The following is a 17,797-nucleotide window of genomic DNA, read 5'->3' as shown; positions in this document are numbered from 1 at the left end:
CCGGCATAGCCGGGGCTTATGTTACCTCTATTGTGTGCAGAAGCGATCATCGATAAACATTTTTTTGCTGGGAGGAGTATGAAAAACAGAAGAATGCACAGTCTAATGCCAAAGGTATCCATCCACTACTTCATGGCATAAGATGCCTATTTCAAAAAGGAGCGTGTATTCTCATGTATAAGCTGCTGGCCGCATTGATGGCATTGCTAATCAGCATCAGTTGCATTCCCGTGAACTCCCTCGCCGGCGCGGCGAAAGTCACACCAATCAATCTGCCCACATTGTATTCACAACGATCGCCCATAAGCCCATCCATGCTGCCGGTAACCGATGGAGATGCCTATCATTCCACTCATCATGCGTTTGCAGCACCTGTAATCCTTCTGGACGTCGGTCACGGCGGCATTGATGGTGGAACAACAGACCACGGAGTACTGGAAAAAGACATCAACCTGGCCATTAGCCAAAAGGTGTATCTCCTGCTTCGCAGCAAGGGTTATGCGGTCATTATCAACCGACTCGGAGATTATGCGCTGAGTGACGAAAATCGCTGGTTAAACAGTCGCTCACGCCATCGCAAGGATTTAGCACAACGCAAAAGCCTTAGCGAAGAGGTCAGCACCGACATCGTCGTCAGTATCCATGCCAATTGGAGTCCCAGATCGTCTGCACGAGGTCCGGTTGTTTTACATCAGAATGAAGGACGCAGCTACATGCTGGCAAGCTCCATTCAGAATGAACTTAATCAATTGTACGAGACACAACGCGATGTCGTATGGGGCAAGCCCTTTTACCTGTTAAATCATGTGAAGCAACCCGCTGTAATTGTTGAAACCGGATTTCTAAGCAATGCACGCGACCGCGCGATGATCAGTGATCCTAAACAACAGAAACGGATCGCACAGTCCATCGCAAATGGCATTATTTATTATCTGTCGGCAGTTTAGGCTCGGCTTGCCAATGCCAAACATCACGAACCAGATCGCTAATGCCGACAAACTCAATCTGACCTTTGAGTCGGGAGACGGATTCATGGACTACAGCAGAGGTATTTAATCCGGTATGGCCAACATGGCCGATCACGACACATACATCCTTGTCCAGGGCACGCTTGGCCGCCAGATCCATTTGCTTGCGTATATGTTGTTTGGAATTATGGTCATCCAAAAAAATGTCGTTGCCGACAGGTGGCATATTTTTGGTGATGGCCAATTCCCCGACTACGGAGCGGAAATTGGTACGACTATCCACAAAAAACAGCCCTCGCTCTCGACATACATCCAATACAATGGACATGATGCGTTTGTCAGACGTAATTTTGGAACCCATATGATTGTTCATGCCGACGGCATAGGGAACCTCATCAATGGCCTTCTCCACTCGATCACGCACTTCTTCATCCGTCAGATTCGAAGTGATCGCACCTGGACCTAGCCATTCTGGTCGTCCCTTATTCGGCTCCATGGGCATGTGAACAATGACATCCATTCCTTTTTCATGCGCCGCAATCGCATCTTTCTTCGTCGTTTGCAGGAATGGCATCACGGCTAACGTCAGCTTCACCGGCGTTGCCAAAATTTCAGAAGTACCTTTCATGTCATTTCCCGCATCATCAATAATGATCGCCATTCGTTTAAGCTGGGTTGGTTTTGCTGGAGTTTCTGATGATGTATAACCTGAAGCTGCATTCCCAGGTACTTGCATTGAAGATTGCTCCGTTATCACTTGCTCTGGCACCTGCCCTGAGCGAAGCTGTGACTCCGCACTGCTGGCAGTAAGGCCCGTACCGTAAACCATTAATATCGTACCTGTCAACACCACTAACATTTTAAATTTCCAGGTGCAGGTCCACCCTTTTCGTTCGGCCTTATTCATCCATCGTTCCCTCCTTTGTTCTGTCCCATCATTATTTGAACAATGAAGGGGGAATATGTAGACAAAAAAAGCCTGTTCATTCCAATGGAGCACCTAAGGCCACAGTCTTGGACTGCTGTAAGCGATATTGGCGCGGGGCTTGACCTGTCAGTTGATGAAAGAGTCTGGAGAAATAATGAACGGAGCTAAAATGATATTTCTCTGCGATCTGAAAATTACGCTTAATCATCAAGCTACGCATAAAGGTTTGCTCGTTGGTGTATGACCCGCTGTTATAAAAATCCTGGAACATATCCTGCCAAATCCCAGCGACTCCACCTTTGAATTTTCCTAGAGCGTATAAAGGAAGCCCGGGCCAACAAAGGCTTGATGCAACTCCTGCCGCGGATAACAGATTGGACAGGCTGTATCAATCACAGCTTTTCGCTTTACATAGTGCCAATCAAAATAACAGCACAGTGTATCATAGGATTCTCCGCATCAGCCACCCATTCAGGCAGCTGTCCTGCTGGAATATAGACCAGCAAGCCAAGTGCCAAGAAATCCAGTTTGATATATTCGAAACCTTCCGAGATAAATATGTCCGTGAACCAGTCGATCCTTTGCAGGTTGCTAGGATGTGTCGGGTCAATCCCAGACCGCCGTCTACATCCGGCAGAATTTTGCCCTAACTGTCACGCAGCAGAATGTCTCCATAGGTGTATTTGCCGTTCGTTCTTCGACCGCCTGACCCAACTGATTAGGCCCTCCCCAGAAGGCAAGTGGGTCCAGTACATTCCCGCTCTATGTCCGTTTTGCCGTACCCGGTCCATCGCACTCTTCTTCCGACGTAAAATTGTCCCAGAAAGCATCAAAGTTGATGTATAACGTATCCTCATTCTGGGATCCCAGCGGCTTTCCGGACTCATACCAGGACTCGGCATCCACCGCAATCAAAATAGCATTCATGGTCATGCGTTCAAACGTATTTCCGATAATCCATATCTTATCAAGAGCAAGTTACATAAAATCCATTAATGTCAACGTTTTCACTTTACAGACATGTATTTAAAACATTAAATCAAATCTAAGAATGCATTAAGATTATTGGATAAAAATTGACTACGATTAAACTATGGTACCCCAAATAAAAAACCTAACTTCTCATTATATTTTAACGGGAATTATGCTTTTGATTTGCTACAATTGCGCCCTACAATGGTATTAGTTCAGTAATTTTTGTAGTTTTTCAAATGTCTTCTTTGTTTTAGCTAAATGTATAGTAACTAACAAATCCGGCGACTCACTAACCTGAAAAGAAATATGGTCTAGAATCAATTCACCTGCTTGAGGATGATGAAGAACCTTGTTCCCTTCAGGAGCACCCATAATCTCATATTGAGGCCACCATTCTCTAAATTTCTCACTCTTTTTCGAGAGTTTATCAATCATTTCATTCCACCACGGGTCATCTATATATTTACCGTGAGAATCTCGAAATTGAGCCAATCTTCTCTGTGCATGTTCTTCCCATTGGTCCAAGAGATTCATCATATAAGATGATGTAAAAATACGCCAGACAGAGTTACGTTCTAGTTCAGACATTTTATTATAATCTCCGAAAACTTCGCATGCAGCTTGGTTCCAAGCAACAAAATCCCATCTTGAATTTGTCACATAAGCTGGACATGGATTCTGGTAGTCAAGAAAATATTGCAACGATGAACTTATTTGAATTTTGTTTTCAATACTTTCAATTGGTATGGCTTGTTCGGCTAACAAAAACATATGTCTTTTTTCACTAACACTCAATTGCAAAACTCTCGCAACATCTTCTAATACCTGAGTGGATACATGAATGTTCCGACCTTGTTCTAACCATGTATACCAATCTACGCTGATACCAGCTAATAGTGCCACTTCTTCACGCCTTAACCCTGCTGTACGTCTTCTACCTCCTGAAGATAATCCTACCATTTCAGGATTAATCCTTGCCCGCCTTGTTTTTAAAAACTCTCCTAATTGTTTATTGCGTGTTGTATCCATATTTCTTTAACATCCTCCATCATTTTTTTAGCATCAAGCAGTAGTTTATTACTTTTTATAGTTAAAGTAGGAGTTCTACTCCTATGATGCATTATTCTCTAGCTGTTATATTGTCTCTCATATATATTAAATAGATCACCGCCGAGTAGTATACACTAACCGCATCAGGGAAGTATAACGAAGAGGCTCTTGACTTCCCATTACTAAAATTCACATAACAAGAGAGGTAATCAATTATGAAACGAATGTTGTGGGTAATATTTGTTATGGCGATTGGGACTACATTCCCTACGCCACTCTTCCCTATATATCAGGAACAATTTCACTTAAGCAATCTGGAAATCACTTTCCTATTTGCCGTTTATGCTATATTTCTTCTACCGTCATTATTAGTCGCTGGACAAATAGGGATTGTGTATGGATTAAAGAAAATAACCATGATTGGTATTATTTCTTCAATTATTTCAATTATCTTGTTTATTATAGGCACTAGTGCTTGGCAGCTTTATCTTTCAAGAATATTAGAAGGTATTGGATTCGGTCTTTTTATGGGTACAGCGACTAATTTGTTGCTAAAGAAAAGTCCTAAAGAAATGACTTCTAAAGCATTAACTTTATCTAGCATGGGTGTCATGGTTGGATTTGGCGTGGGACCCGCAATAAGTGGGTTGATTATTCAATATATCCACTTCCAACAACTTCGGTTCCCATTTGTAACTCTTTTACTGCTGTTAATAAGTGCAACCATCTTCCTAGTGTCTATACCTGACAACCATCAATTAGTAAATAAAAAAGAGCCAATGCGAATAAAAATATCTATCCCCCGAGATATTCGTTCTGATTTTTGGTCGTTTATTGGATTAACTGGGTTTATAGTATTTTCCCTTAACGGAATCGTTATATCGATAATTCCCACATATGTTAAAACCGTTCTTCATACGTCCAATCTTTCAATTTCGGGGTTGTTAATTTTACTTCTTCTTGGTGGCGGCGGATTAGCACAACGGATATCCTGGCCACAGCGACCAGTCATTCGGATACGAATTGGCATCATCCTTCAATTAATTGGCGCATGGTTAATGGTTATTGCGGGGATCTCAACAAATATTGTACTACTTTGGATGGGAATCTTCATTCAAGCTATTGGTGGCGGATGGTCATTCCAAGCAAGCCTGCAGTTGGCTGGAATTGCACCAAAACCTGAAGACCGCTCAAAGGTGATTTCGGCTTATTATTTCGCATCCTACTCAGGATTTATATTCCCAATTGTCGGGGTTGGCTTATTGAATTTATTTTTTGACTTGTCTCAGTCGCTTACGATTCTAAATGCATTAGCTACAATTATCGTTATTTTGCTAGTTGTTCTTTCATTTAAACCTAGTATATTAAAACTTGGCTATTCAAACAAACGAAAAGAAGGAAAAGTGGACACCCGTTAACGGACAGAAGGATAATATGACTAATGGAGGTTTGTCTCTATGGGAGAACAGCGGCAACGAGAATGCATGGCGCGCTAGGTTATCTTTCCCCTGCTCGCTTTGCAATGAAATTTACGGACAAATTCGCGGCGTAAGTGTCTACTTTCTTGACATAGCTCCAAAAATGAAATGGCTTGAAGCGGAGAATGAATTTTTAAAAAAGCTCGCTCAACTCGAAAGGCAGATGAGAAAAAAGAAATTCAATTAAGGTATACCCTCTCCAGCGAAAGGTACATGTTCTTTGTAAAATTGCCGGGGTCTCACGTTCGGGCTACTATCGATATCGTAGTGAAAATGCTCAATTATATCGTCAAAAACAGGAACAAAACGATGAAAACGTCAAAGCGATTCTTCTAAAGCCTACCGTTACCAGGGAAGGAAGAAGGGAGCCTTTAAGCCAGGGGTCGCCGGTCAAGTTCTCTTAACCGACATCACGTATTTAACCTATGGGAAAAACAAGCGGGCCTATCTGTCCACGATAAAAGACGCCGAAACGAATGAAATTTTAGCCTATGAAGTCTCTGCTTCACTTGGTTTGGACATTGCGATCGACACGTTGAAACAACTCAGGAAACATCGCCATCTCACCTTGGATGCCTTGTGCCTTGATTCATTCGGATCAAGGATTTCACTACACCAATCCGAAGTTCCAAAAGCTTGTGAAAAAAATGGGGCTAAGTCAATCCATGTCACGTAGAGGAAACTGTTGGGATAACGCTCCACAAGAATCATTCTTTGGGCATTTTAAAGATGAAACGAATTTCAAAACGTGTATGACTTTTGGAAGAAGTTACGCAAGAAGTGAAAAGCTACATGATCTATTACAATCATTATCGAGGTCAATGGAACTTAAAGAAGCAGCCGCCTGCGCGTTACAGGCAGCAGCTTGAAGTGGCCTAACCTTTTTTTAATTGTCCTTTACAAGGGGTACATTTTATTGATGCAGCTTCTTTTGTATTTCTACTCGCTTTGCACCGCGAATTCATAATAACTTTAAGCCTTGCGAAGCATTTGTCTCTCGCTTAGCTGTGAAAGCATATCCTTCGTCATGGCCTTCAGGTCGTAGCGGGAATGAAATCCCCATTCTGTCTTCGCTGCCGTCGCATCAATGGAATGTGGCCAGCTATCGGCAATCGCCTGTCTCTTCGGATCAACGTCATAATCAAGGATAAAGCCGGGAAACTCATCCCGAATCGCTGCAGCGATCGCCTCCGGATCCACGCTCATTGCGGTGACATTAAATGAATTTCGGTGCATCAACCGGGAAGAATCCGCTTCCATCAATTCGATGATAGCGTTCAGGGCATCCGGCATATACATCATGTCCATGTTTGAGTCCTTGGCGATATAAGATGTATACCGGCCAGCCGTCACGGCTGCGTAATAAATTTCCACCGCGTAATCCGTCGTTCCTCCGCCGGGAGGCGTCATATAAGATATCAAACCCGGGAATCGCAGCCCCCTGGTATCCAGGCCGTATTTGTGAAAATAATAATCACAAAGCAGTTCGCCGGACACTTTGTTCACGCCGTACATCGTATTGGGCCTCTGGATCGTATCCTGCGGGGTATTGTCTTTCGGAGTCGAAGGACCAAAAGATCCAATGGAGCTTGGAGTGAAAAATTGGCAGCCGAGCTCCCTGGATACTTCAAGTGCATTCATCAATCCGCCCATATTCAAATTCCAGGCAAGCAGCGGTTTTTCCTCTGCGGTAGCCGACAGCAGCGCAGCCAAATGGATGACGGTATCAACTTCGTACCGCTTGGCGATTTCGAACATCGCCTTATCATTCGTCACGTCCAGCAGCTCGAATGGCCCGGATCGGGTAATTTCGTGGGCTGATGACCTGAGATCCGTAGCAACGACGTGATCCGCACCATAAATTTCACGTAATTTAACAACTAACTCAGAACCGATTTGGCCCAGTGCTCCGGTCACCAAAATCTTGTTCATAAGACATTCCTCCCGAAATATACTCCCACGAATGCAGCTAAATCAGCTTCATTTCCTTGCCAACTTTCTCATAAACGGAGATCACCTGGTCGAGCATCTCCTTGGTATGGGCAGCTGTCGGCATGTTGCGTATTCTTCCGGTTCCTTTGGGAACCGTCGGAAACACGATTGCCTTGGCGTAAACGCCTTCTTCATAGAGCCGTTTGCTGAACTGTTGGGTGGTTACTTCATCGCCAATGATACAAGGAGTGATCGGCGTTTCGCTTTGGCCTACATCATATCCAAGCCGGCTCAAGCCGTTTTTCAAATCATTGCCGTTCTCCCACAGCTTCTCGATCAGCTCTTTGTCATTCATCAAAATGTCGACAGAAGCGCTGCAAGAAGCGATTGCAGCCGGAGGTAGCGATGTCGAGAACAGAAACGGACGGCTTCTCAGCTTCAACCATTCGATCAGTTGTTTTTTACCAGCCACATAACCGCCGACAACGCCGATCGCCTTGGAAAGAGTACCAATTTGAAAGTCAATGCGGTCGGACAATCCAAAATGCTTCACGGTTCCCGCACCTGCTCCGAGAACGCCCGAACCGTGGGCATCATCCACATAAGTAATCAGATCGAATTCTTCTGCTATTTTCACGATTTCGGGCAGCTTTGCTATATCACCATCCATGGAGAAAACCCCGTCGGTGATGACCATAATTTTATGGTACTGACCGGATTCCTTGGCATCTTTCGCCTGCTGTCTTAAATCATTCATATCCGAATGCTTAAAGCGAATCACCTTAGCTCTCGACAGGCGGCAGCCATCAATAATCGAAGCGTGGTTCAGCTCATCGGATAAAATCGCATCATGCTGGTCCATTACCGCGGATATAGCAGCCATATTGCAGTTAAAACCTGATTGATACACGATAACGGCTTCCGTTTTTTTGAAACGGGCCAGTTTTTCTTCAAGCTCAATATGAAGATCCATCGTACCATTGATTGTTCTCACAGCCCCTGCGCCTGCCCCGTATGTCTGCGACGCCTTAACTGAAGCATCAATCAGGCGGTAATCTGTTGCCAGTCCCAAATAGTTATTGGAAGACAAATTGATTAGGGACGTTCCGTCGATGCGAATAACAGGACCATTTGCACCCTGCAGCGTATCGATGACGTTATATAGACCTTTAGTCTTTAGATCTTCGATGTTCGAACTTAAAAATTGGTCCAATGCCTGACTTGACATTCCATTCCCTCCTCGATATACGTATGTCCTCGTACAGGAGACATAGTATTCCTCCAAAAAACCCTGTTATAAAAGGAATTAAACTAATTTCAATGTATCATCTTTTTCATTCTTTGTACACATGTGGTGGACAAAAAAATAAAATATCCGCAAAAAAACATAGCGATTGCTTCCCCCATTCCCGGAAGCAATCGCTACTAAATCTTTGCTTATATCTTTTGCTGTCATTAACCCATCAGCTTCGTGAGTTAGAAAAAGACGGTTTAGTCTCTAGAACGATATATCCTGTAGTTCCGCGCAGGTGATGAGTTGAAGCCTGAATATCCTGACAAATATAAAAAAGGCTCTGATCTGCATAAAAGCGCAGAACAGAAACCTATTGATGATGAGTATGATGCGGTCGAGAGGACTCGAACCTCCACGGGGGTTAGCCCACACGGACCTGAACCGTGCGCGTCTGCCAATTCCGCCACGACCGCGTATATCATATCTCCGAGAAATTATATCGCGGCGACAAGAAATAATATATCATGTGCAGGTAATTAGTGTCAACAAAAAAAATATAATTTCCCACTTCAATGTATGTAATATAACCAATACATTGTCCAATTTCTCTCCAGTTGAAACAGTAGTTACTTTTTTGTCATCGATTAGAATCCAACATTCGAGTTTTTTCAACATAAAAAGTCAGAATTCCGTTAACATTGAGGTGCTAAGAAAACATTAAAACAGGTTTGACATTTTCGTATTTATGCAATATAGTTTCAAAAGGTTACAAAAACTTAATTATTCATTTGCCGAGTTTCATGTTTGAAAACGGGGGAACCATTTTGGGTGAATTATTCTTATACATAGGAAATATAGGGAACCTTCTACCGAACCCTTAGCTAACTCCGTAGGCATCGAAGGGAGAACACAAATTTTGAAAAAGCTTATCATCTCCATTTTTGGAGCAGCAGTACTATTTACATCCGGGGCAACAAGCACTGAGGCAAGCAGTATTAACACCGTGGTAAACAACATGACAGGCATACCTTACAAATGGGGTGGCACTACGCTCGCCGGGTTTGATTGCTCGGGATTCATGAGATATATTTTCAACAAATACAGCATTGAATTGCCACGTACTTCGCAGCAGCAAGCCAAGGCTGGTACGCCGGTATCCAAAGCTAATCTGCGTACAGGTGACCTGGTGTTCTTTAATACGATGGGTAATGGCATTTCACATACAGGTGTATATATCGGTGGCGGACAGTTCGCTCACGCTTCGAGCAGCAAGGGTGTAAGTATCACTCAATTATCCAATCCTTACTTTAATGATCGTTACGTAACAGCTCGCCGGGTAACAGGACAGTTTATGTATAACAAAATGTTGGGCAAAATATAAGTTGAACACGAAAAGGCTTCGGTTATAACCGGAGCCTTTTCTTTGTCTACCCTACATTTTCTACAGAAAGCTGGACAAAATGGTTCTGCAATACATAGGTTAATGTAAAGCCTTCTGTACTCTCATTGCACCCTGAGACAGCGCATGGCCTCCGCCTACGGCTCCAGCCACAGCCACCGTCTCCATAATCTCCTGATCGGTCGCTCCTTTGGCACGTGCCTCTTCCACATGGTAGAACGTACATACCTCATTATTGGCAAACAATCCAATGCCCAGGGCTATTAGCTGTTTGGTCTTGGCATCCATCGCTCCTGCCTGAAAACATTCTCCAGTGAACTCATGATAGGACTTCACCACTGCAGGCAGCACGTCGCTTAATTCACCCATCTGATCTTTATAGGCATGAACCTTATCATTCATCAGTGTCATGGTTACCGCACATCCTCTCGGCTGATATGTTACAAACTCTCACTGTACCTATCTTCTCTCCCGAGAGCTGCAATTATGCCAAAACTTCCATGGTAAATGAACCTAAAATGCATGTCCTATTCTTCGAGCAGGCTCTTGCGTGGTTCGCTGAACAACTGATACTGATAATTCCGGTCAAGCTTGACCACACGACGATTCTGACGGCGAATGAGTACCTGCTCCCCGTCCCAGGCTACGACAATGCCTGTCACATCATTGGACTGAATCTCGTCCCGAATCACCCTTACTTTTTCACCCGATAAACGCAGTGCATCCAATTCTGCATCACTGATCATATTTCCGACGCCTACTTTCTCCATAAAAATTATTTACAAAAAGAGACCTAAATGAAAAGTCATTTAGGTCTCACGTGACTGTATTGGACTGTCATGTCATTCGAAAGTATGTCCCGACTGAAAGTTACCGCTGCGCGTGCTCTTTGCTGTCGTTCTTCTCAAACCAAAAATCAAGCACTTTGGCGGACATCACACGTTCTTCAAGGTACTCCACTTGATGCGGTGTAAATTGTTCTTTCCAAGAGAAGGACAACTCTTCGCACAAGCCTACAATCGTCAGCAATTCTGACCAGGCAACGTAGCGTTTGTACCAGAAAAATTGAGGATGTTCAATCATATAGGGATAAAGGTCATCGAATTCCGTATGTTTACAATCCAGGGCACGCTCAAAATGTACTTTCGATTCCGCCAGCTTATCAATAAAAAATTGTTCTGTTGCCGGTTGGTTACCCATGGTGTTGCCTCCTCTCCCTAACATAACCCCATTATAAATGAAATCAACGGTCATGCAAAGGCATTGTTATAAAAATAGGCACTTTTTCCTTTAAAAAGTCATATTTCGTTATCGTCAAATTGCACGGTGCCGTCGTTCAATGAACGAATGCGCACCAACGCTTCGACCGGGATGCCCTGCTCACGAATCGTACGCGCTCCAGCCTGAAAACATTTTTCGACCACGACACCGAATCCAACCAGTTCCGCACCCGAACGTTCGATAATCTTAATAACACCGCGAGCAGCATCGCCATTGGCAATAATATCGTCAATGAACAAAATACGATCATTCTCATGGATATATTCACGAGATACCATAATATCCGTTACGATTCCTTTGGTAAAAGAAGGCACTCTTTCACAGTAGGCATCGGGGTCAGCCAAAAGTGTTTTTTTGCGACGGGCGAATACCAGCGGAACACCCAATTCATAGGCGGCAGCAAAAGCGACCGGAATTCCCGAAGACTCCACTGTAATGACCCGAGTTACACCACTTTCACGAAAACGAGCGGCAAATTCACGTCCCATTTCCATCGTCAATGCAGGATCAATCTGGTGATTCAGCAAACCATCCAGCTTCAGCACCTGATCTGACATGACTACACCTTCTTGTAAAATCCGTTGTTTCAATACTTCCATAATTTGACCTCCCAAGCCTATCCTATGACGTAAAAGTATCATAGATCCGGCTATCAGTTCAAGCGAAATTGCCTCTACTCTTGTCCAGAGCATATAAATGACCCCATGCCGCACTTCAATTGTCATGACTTTGATGGGTCAAGCATACCTTGTACCATGGCACCCGCATGTCCAAACTATTCAGGGGCCTGAGAGGGGAAACACATGAAACAGGCATTTCGGGTGCTGCAGATCGCATTTACATACATCGGAACGGTAGTAGGAGCCGGCTTTGCAACAGGGCAGGAGATATTGCAGTTTTTTACCCAGTATGGCAAATGGGCCACCATTACCATTGGCTTATCGACCATACTCTTTGTCTGGTTAGGTACAAAAATGATGCTAATTGCCCATGATACCGGCTCTCGCTCTTACGAGGATCTCAACAAGCATCTATTCGGTCATAAAGCAGGAAATTGGATTACCTGGGTGACTCTCCTGATTCTCATTGGAGTAAACAGTGTCATGTTGGCCGGAGCCGGATCGGTCTTTGTAGAGCATCTGGGGCTCCATTACCAGACAGGTCTAATTGTTACCCTTATCGGTACATATCTGCTGCTTGGACGCGGCATTCAGGCCATCCTGCAAATGAACAGTATCGTGGTGCCCATGATGCTCCTGCTTTCCCTCCTTATGATCACCAGCACCATACATCATCCTGGCGCAAACCGATTTATTACATTAACCACTGACAGCAATCCAATCCGGGTCTGGTTATCGCCTCTGTTGTATACTTCATTCAACCTGGCACTTGCCCAAGCTGTACTCGTTCCGGTGGGGAATCAGATTCGCAGCCGAAAAGTACTGAAATGGGGCGGCATTCTGGGGGGGATTGGTGTAGGATTCATGCTTATGGCAGCTCACTTTGCCATGTCAGCCCAGATGCCTGGCATCACGCAATTTGAAATTCCAATGGGCAGCATTGCCTTTCAACTAGGATGGGTCGTCCAGTCAATCTATGTATCCCTGATTTTCATGGAAATCTTCAGTACGTTTGTAGCCGATATTTATGGAATGACCCTCCAACTCAGACAGCATGTCCGAGTACATCCCAAACTGATCATCCTGGCTATCATGCTCTTATGTTATTCGCTCAGCCAGTTTGGATTCAGTTCACTGCTCTCTATCCTTTACCCCATTTTCGGAAGTTTGGCACTGTTCTGGGGTGCAAAATTAGTAATGGATCGATGGGGAAGCTTTCGCGGGCGCAAAAAACATCTATAACAATGAACGATATGGTTGAATACATCTCTTCCCTTAACATAACAAAAGCCGCTGATAAACCAGCGGCTTCTTTCTTTTTCCTCTCCAGAACCTAATTCTGGCTCGGAAATTGCAAATACATTTTTTTCAGTTCATTGACCGATCTGCCCAGAGAGTAATGGGTTTTGGCTTTCTCACATGCCGAACGAGCCAGCTCATAACGGTACGCCGGGTCAACCATAACCTTCTCCAACGCTTCTGCCAATGCATACGGATCTTCTGAGGGCACCAGCAAGCCGTTACTTCCATTCTCGATCTGCTCTGGTATGCCGCCCACATCTGTCCCTACAAGGGCAAGACAGCTAAGCGCTGCTTCAGCAAAAACAGACCCGAATGCCTCGGCCCGTGAAGGAAGTACAAAGATATCGAAAAATGGCATGAATTCCTCCGGATGCAGCGTATAACCATAAAAGATAGTCTCATTATAAATACCCAGCCGCTGGGCCAATTCTTCCAAATCGGGACGAATCGGTCCGTCCCCAATAATATGAAGCACGTAATCATGTCCCCGGGCTTTCAGCTCGGCACAGGCTTTGAACAGAATATCCAGCCCTTTCGCCGGAACCAGTCTACATACGGTAACCAGTTGCGGTATGGCATTTTCATGGGGGATGGGCTTGAACCTTTTCTCATCAAAACCGTTCGGAATCACACCGATAACATCAGGATGCTGCACATAAGGCGCCAGATAACGACGGAAAGAATCCGATACCGTTAATAGTCGCTCTGCCTGATGCTCCAGCTCACCATAAATCGCCAGCAGAAACTGGTGCTCCGGTCCTTCCGGCTCAATACGGCCGTTCAGGATTAGCTCTCGCTCATAACTGGAGTGAATCGTTTGAATGAGGGGAACATCCGGGAAAACCTTCTTCATTGCAAGCCCCGCGATCGGGTGATGGGCATGAATCAGATCGTAAGGCTTCTGAATACGCAGCTTGGTCCACCACAAATAATCCCGGTAGGTCTGCATATATTTTTGAACGACAGGACTATCCTGATACTGGGTCCAATCGAACGTCTCAAACTGGATATCCTCTCTGCCCTTGTTGCGAATTCGCTTAGGCAGCGAGAACAGATCCATCTCCCACCTCGGGGTTGTAAACCTCTCTTGCATATACGGAATCATAGAGGATACACCTCCGGGCTGCTCCGGAGGAAAGAAAAGCGCCTGCAGCAATTTCACCGTTAGTTTCCCCCTTTCTAGCATAAGTCTTCTCCGTGCATCTTCCATCATGATATATCAGAACATATGTTCAGTAAAGGTACAAAATGAGATTTCCGATCACTCGGTCTATTACAGCCAAATAATTAGAATTCATTTCACAATCAATTGTACCATGCTGGTTCTGACGCTGACGACATTACGAATATTGTTAGGTCCTAGCGCACAGCTTTACTTCTGAGTCGTATATACAACATATTCAGGAGATGCTCGGCTAAGAAGTGGATATATGAATGGAGAGTTAAACCTCTTTATCGATATGTCGATATGCTAATGAAAGCCGGTGAGCAGTGGGTAGCTCCCGGCTTATTACATGTATTTTATATGTTGCATACTGGTTATACCGACAGGCCTGTGACCGCCTTTTCATACGTACTAAAGCCTTCTGTCTCCCCTACAAAGTTATAGTCATTACGCTTATAGAATTCGTTCAATGTTGCGTTATCCGCTCCGCAATCCAATCGAACGACGTGTTTATCCTCAAACTGTATCCCACTGCTGGACCATTGCAAAATCGACCGTCCCAAACCACTCTGAGCATATTTTCTACGTATCGCTAATCGGTGCAGATAAAGTGCGCCATCCCCGGCATGCGCTTTGCTTCCCCATAAGTGCACATCCCATGCGCTTGGCTGGCTCATTAAAATTACCATGCCAGCTACGTCAGAACCCTTCTTAAATACAAATACGTCCCCACGCTGAATCGCCTCTACCGTATTATGGGAATCCTCACCCTTTAACAACGCATTCCACTGAGAAGATCCCTGGCTCCGCAGCCATTCGGCTGTTTCCATGAGCAGGGACATCACATCCTCCGTGTCTTCCGGCTGAGCCTGCAATACTTTAAATTCATCATTAATGTAGTCTGTTGTGATACTGAACGAGTGCTTCATGATTCTCCTCCACTTCCAGGTCTCTCTTAAACTAATGGTACTATACCGGGAAATGACTTTTTCGTCAAAAAGACAACAAAAAAGGTAAGAGGATGTCCCTCTTACCCATCTATCTTCGCTTCATCAATAATTTGATTCCGGTATAACATCGTGAGATGTAATGTATCAAATTCAAGCTCTTTGTCCAGCTCCCGCATCAGAACTTCAACCAAACTCTTTCGCTGAGCACTGGTGCCAGGAACCTCGTAATCCATATAGCCTGACAAATCCGCATATGAGGTATCAATCGTTGCTGTACCGACAGGTAATCCTCCGCGTTCTTGCAGATACAGTTCATATACGCGAAATTCCCGATCTTTGCGCACTAACATGACGTAACAGGCTTCTTCAGCAGCTTCAATCTCTTCCAGATCTTCTGGATACTCGATCTCTACCTCATCCGCAAAATCCCGGTGGACCCATTCCAAGGATTCCAGTTCCTGTCCCTGATGCCACATGCGAATTGTAATGGTGTCGATTATTTCTTCATCCAGCTCTTGTACCAGCAGCTCAGCAGCGGCATCCTGATAACTCTCTGGGGGTTCATCATACCAATGTATCTCACCCTGTACATCCGCACCATATTGTTTCAGAGAGGCTTCCGCCACTTCCTGTCCATTCGCGTCATTAAATACATAGGTGGATATGCTGCGTCCGGCGCTTACCATTTCCATCTCCAGCATATGTTCCGGGTCTTCATATGTAAATGATTCGGCTTGCGAACCGGGGATGACATGTACTTCATTTACAGCAGCTCGATTATTCTTTCCATCGGGATTATACGTATCATCAGACTGCGATGACTGAATTAGCAGATCCGTATGGGATTCTGGCTTCTGTAACACAGAATACAGTGTACCGCAGCTCACAAGCACTTCATATTCAGCAGCACTTACCGCATCCGCAAGAGAACGAATATATTCGTGCACCTTCTCGACAATAACCTGTTCTGACTCGTCAGGTAACGAATTCTGCTCCATTTGAAGGCTGCCGGATACCCGATCCCCTTCCCTGAACACTAGCAGAAGCGAACCCGCATATTGACCGTCCACCATAATATCCTGCACTTCGCCACCTGATGTGCGAAGATCAGGAATCAGCTCTATTTTCAGTTCCATGTACCTGCCTCCTCAGTTCCTAACGTTATTCTGTTAGGATGCCCTTGAGAGCGGTAGTTTATAAGATAAAACGTCTAATCCGATTTAAGAGCACATTGTTAGACGGACAACACATATCTTTGGATAGCGTGAGCTACACCCTGATCGTTGTTTGAAAGTGTAACCTCATCCGCAGCAGCCTTAACTTCCTCCGGGGAATTGTCCATCGCAATCCCTTTGCCTGCAAAGGTCAGCATTGTGATGTCATTGTAGTAGTTACCTACCGCCATGATCTCGGAAGGAAGGATTCCTTTGGCTTCAGCCAATCTTTTGAGAGCTGCACCTTTGGAAGCTTCGGGATGCATCAGATCAATGAAAAAATCACCGCTGCGTGTCATATAATAAGGAAGATTCCAGGTCGACCACTCCTGCTGCACCGCGTTCATCTGCTCGATTGATCCAAACGCAGTGAATTTGGCAAGTGGCTCTGTCATATCCGCCCACTGTGGCAACTTTAATGGCTCTGCCATGAAGTTTTGATACATCTCGCGTACCTGCAACTCCAAACCTTCCGGCTGATCCACGTAAAGTCCAAACGCCGTGTTGATATCAAAATGCACACCTTGCGTTCGGCAGTATGTTATGAAAGGCTCCAGTCCCTGTCCATCCATGGCAAAATGGTGCACCACTTCACGAGTCTCGACCCGTGCCGTTACCGCTCCATTATGTGTAATGACATATCCGTCAAGTCCCATCTGCTCCATAAATGGAATCGTATTCGCCGGACCTCTGCCTGAACACAGGACAATCTCGGCTCCCTGACGGGAAGCACGAATTAAGGTCTCTTGCGTCATTTCGGTAAGTTCATGATGATCATTAAGCAGCGTTCCATCGACATCCAGTGCGATTAATTTAATTGTCATTGTCTTCATTCCTTATCTGTAAGAGAGTCGCACCCACCCAAACCCTCCCTTCCGAGGGAGGGCCCCAGAGGGCTCTGCCCTCTGGACTCCCGCTTTGTTAACCGGCGGCGGGTGGGATCTTGCTATGTGACGGTTGACGTGGGAGCGCTTGATTGCCGGTCCCTCCGCTTGACAGCGGCGGTCCCACCCAAGCTTAAGCGGGACCATTACGGGCAGGGCTTCGCTCCCTGACCGGCTCCCTGCTCCGCTTCGCGAAGGGCGGGAGCTGTTGCGCCTGGGGCGCGGTGGGCAGGGCTTCGCACTCTGCCCCGGCTCCCTGCTCCGCTCCGCGAAGGGCGGGAGCTGTTGCGCCTGGGGCGCAGTGGCCAGGGCTTCGCCCCCTGCCCGGGCTCCCTGCTCCGCTTCGCGAAGGGCGGGAGCTGTTGCGCCTGGGGCGCGGTGGCCAGGGCTTCGCTCCCTGACCAAGCTCCCGGCTCC

Annotated in this window: 20 protein-coding genes, 1 tRNA gene and 1 riboswitch; of the genes, 6 read left to right on the top strand and 15 right to left on the bottom strand. The window is 45.4% G+C overall.

Annotated features, from left to right (window positions below; genetic code table 11):
* Positions 1-173: 173 nt before the first annotated feature.
* Positions 174-947, top strand: coding sequence for an N-acetylmuramoyl-L-alanine amidase family protein (locus P5G61_RS07010; RefSeq protein WP_301245750.1), 774 nt, complete (start codon positions 174-176; stop codon positions 945-947).
* Here the strand turns inward: P5G61_RS07010 and P5G61_RS07005 are convergent.
* From P5G61_RS07005 to P5G61_RS06995, 4 genes are all read right to left on the bottom strand, one after another.
* Positions 922-1,875: a divergent polysaccharide deacetylase family protein gene (locus P5G61_RS07005; protein WP_301245748.1), complete on the bottom strand. Its 954-nt coding sequence runs from the start codon at positions 1,873-1,875 to the stop codon at positions 922-924. The genes P5G61_RS07010 and P5G61_RS07005 overlap by 26 nt on opposite strands.
* Before the next feature lie 76 nt (positions 1,876-1,951).
* Positions 1,952-2,104, bottom strand: a complete 153-nt coding sequence (locus P5G61_RS31900) for an AraC family transcriptional regulator (RefSeq protein WP_363325733.1) — start codon at positions 2,102-2,104, stop codon at positions 1,952-1,954.
* Between the two features lie 554 nt (positions 2,105-2,658).
* Positions 2,659-2,829, bottom strand: coding sequence for a hypothetical protein (locus tag P5G61_RS31895; RefSeq protein WP_363325729.1), 171 nt, complete (start codon positions 2,827-2,829; stop codon positions 2,659-2,661).
* Positions 2,830-3,078: 249 nt separating this feature from the next.
* Entirely contained in the window at positions 3,079-3,900 is an 822-nt protein-coding gene (locus tag P5G61_RS06995) for a helix-turn-helix transcriptional regulator (RefSeq protein WP_301245746.1), read from the bottom strand.
* 236 nt (positions 3,901-4,136) lie between these two features.
* On the opposite strand from P5G61_RS06995, the gene P5G61_RS06990 reads away from it, so the two are divergent.
* The 3 genes from P5G61_RS06990 to P5G61_RS32045 all read left to right on the top strand — a co-directional run bounded on the left by P5G61_RS06990 (position 4,137) and on the right by P5G61_RS32045 (position 6,278).
* Entirely contained in the window at positions 4,137-5,339 is a 1,203-nt protein-coding gene (locus P5G61_RS06990) for an MFS transporter (RefSeq protein WP_301245744.1), read from the top strand.
* 16 nt (positions 5,340-5,355) lie between these two features.
* Positions 5,356-5,586 carry a hypothetical protein gene (locus P5G61_RS06985; protein WP_301245742.1) on the top strand — a complete coding sequence of 77 codons (231 nt, stop codon included), beginning with the start codon at positions 5,356-5,358 and terminating at the stop codon, positions 5,584-5,586.
* Positions 5,587-6,158: 572 nt separating this feature from the next.
* Entirely contained in the window at positions 6,159-6,278 is a 120-nt protein-coding gene (locus tag P5G61_RS32045; RefSeq protein WP_435874068.1) for an IS3 family transposase, read from the top strand.
* A 93-nt stretch (positions 6,279-6,371) separates the two neighbouring features.
* On the opposite strand, the gene P5G61_RS06975 is transcribed toward P5G61_RS32045, so the two are convergent.
* From P5G61_RS06975 to P5G61_RS06965, 3 genes are all read right to left on the bottom strand, one after another.
* On the bottom strand, positions 6,372-7,331 hold the full coding sequence (locus tag P5G61_RS06975) for an L-threonine 3-dehydrogenase (RefSeq protein WP_301245740.1): 960 nt from the start codon (positions 7,329-7,331) through the stop codon (positions 6,372-6,374).
* Between the two features lie 37 nt (positions 7,332-7,368).
* A complete protein-coding gene (locus tag P5G61_RS06970) occupies positions 7,369-8,559 on the bottom strand; it encodes a glycine C-acetyltransferase (RefSeq protein WP_301245738.1) in 1,191 nt (396 codons plus the stop codon).
* 395 nt (positions 8,560-8,954) lie between these two features.
* A tRNA-Leu gene (locus P5G61_RS06965) sits at positions 8,955-9,038 on the bottom strand.
* A 306-nt stretch (positions 9,039-9,344) separates the two neighbouring features.
* Positions 9,345-9,476: riboswitch (cyclic di-AMP (ydaO/yuaA leader) on the top strand.
* Positions 9,477-9,481: 5 nt separating this feature from the next.
* On the opposite strand from P5G61_RS06965, the gene P5G61_RS06960 reads away from it, so the two are divergent.
* Positions 9,482-9,946: a C40 family peptidase gene (locus P5G61_RS06960; protein ID WP_024629269.1), complete on the top strand. Its 465-nt coding sequence runs from the start codon at positions 9,482-9,484 to the stop codon at positions 9,944-9,946.
* Between the two features lie 99 nt (positions 9,947-10,045).
* Here P5G61_RS06960 and P5G61_RS06955 read toward each other — a convergent pair whose 3' ends face one another.
* The 4 genes from P5G61_RS06955 to P5G61_RS06940 all read right to left on the bottom strand — a co-directional run bounded on the left by P5G61_RS06955 (position 10,046) and on the right by P5G61_RS06940 (position 11,844).
* Positions 10,046-10,375 carry a carboxymuconolactone decarboxylase family protein gene (locus P5G61_RS06955; protein ID WP_301245736.1) on the bottom strand — a complete coding sequence of 110 codons (330 nt, stop codon included), beginning with the start codon at positions 10,373-10,375 and terminating at the stop codon, positions 10,046-10,048.
* Positions 10,376-10,491: 116 nt separating this feature from the next.
* Positions 10,492-10,710, bottom strand: coding sequence for a hypothetical protein (locus P5G61_RS06950; protein WP_024629267.1), 219 nt, complete (start codon positions 10,708-10,710; stop codon positions 10,492-10,494).
* 124 nt (positions 10,711-10,834) lie between these two features.
* Entirely contained in the window at positions 10,835-11,164 is a 330-nt protein-coding gene (locus P5G61_RS06945; RefSeq protein ID WP_024629266.1) for a hypothetical protein, read from the bottom strand.
* 98 nt (positions 11,165-11,262) lie between these two features.
* Positions 11,263-11,844, bottom strand: coding sequence for a xanthine phosphoribosyltransferase (locus P5G61_RS06940; RefSeq protein ID WP_024629265.1), 582 nt, complete (start codon positions 11,842-11,844; stop codon positions 11,263-11,265).
* Positions 11,845-12,048: 204 nt separating this feature from the next.
* Between P5G61_RS06940 and P5G61_RS06935 the strand changes: the two genes are divergently transcribed.
* Positions 12,049-13,107: a YkvI family membrane protein gene (locus P5G61_RS06935; RefSeq protein WP_301245731.1), complete on the top strand. Its 1,059-nt coding sequence runs from the start codon at positions 12,049-12,051 to the stop codon at positions 13,105-13,107.
* 91 nt (positions 13,108-13,198) lie between these two features.
* Here the strand turns inward: P5G61_RS06935 and P5G61_RS06930 are convergent, their stop codons facing one another.
* The 4 genes from P5G61_RS06930 to P5G61_RS06915 form a co-directional block, all read right to left on the bottom strand.
* On the bottom strand, positions 13,199-14,329 hold the full coding sequence (locus tag P5G61_RS06930) for a glycosyltransferase family 4 protein (protein ID WP_301245729.1): 1,131 nt from the start codon (positions 14,327-14,329) through the stop codon (positions 13,199-13,201).
* Positions 14,330-14,706: 377 nt separating this feature from the next.
* Complete coding sequence (locus tag P5G61_RS06925) at positions 14,707-15,261, bottom strand: GNAT family N-acetyltransferase (protein ID WP_301245727.1); 555 nt, start codon at positions 15,259-15,261, stop codon at positions 14,707-14,709.
* Positions 15,262-15,362: 101 nt separating this feature from the next.
* On the bottom strand, positions 15,363-16,418 hold the full coding sequence (locus P5G61_RS06920; RefSeq protein ID WP_301245725.1) for a hypothetical protein: 1,056 nt from the start codon (positions 16,416-16,418) through the stop codon (positions 15,363-15,365).
* A 98-nt stretch (positions 16,419-16,516) separates the two neighbouring features.
* Positions 16,517-17,320, bottom strand: a complete 804-nt coding sequence (locus P5G61_RS06915) for a Cof-type HAD-IIB family hydrolase (RefSeq protein ID WP_301246000.1) — start codon at positions 17,318-17,320, stop codon at positions 16,517-16,519.
* Between the last annotated feature and the right edge of the window lie 477 nt (positions 17,321-17,797).

It is taken from the genome of Paenibacillus vandeheii, from assembly GCF_030433635.1.
GTDB lineage: Bacteria > Bacillota > Bacilli > Paenibacillales > Paenibacillaceae > Paenibacillus > Paenibacillus vandeheii.
The sequence above is the reverse complement of the archived record's forward strand: the minus strand, read 5'-3'. Positions and strand labels throughout refer to the sequence as shown.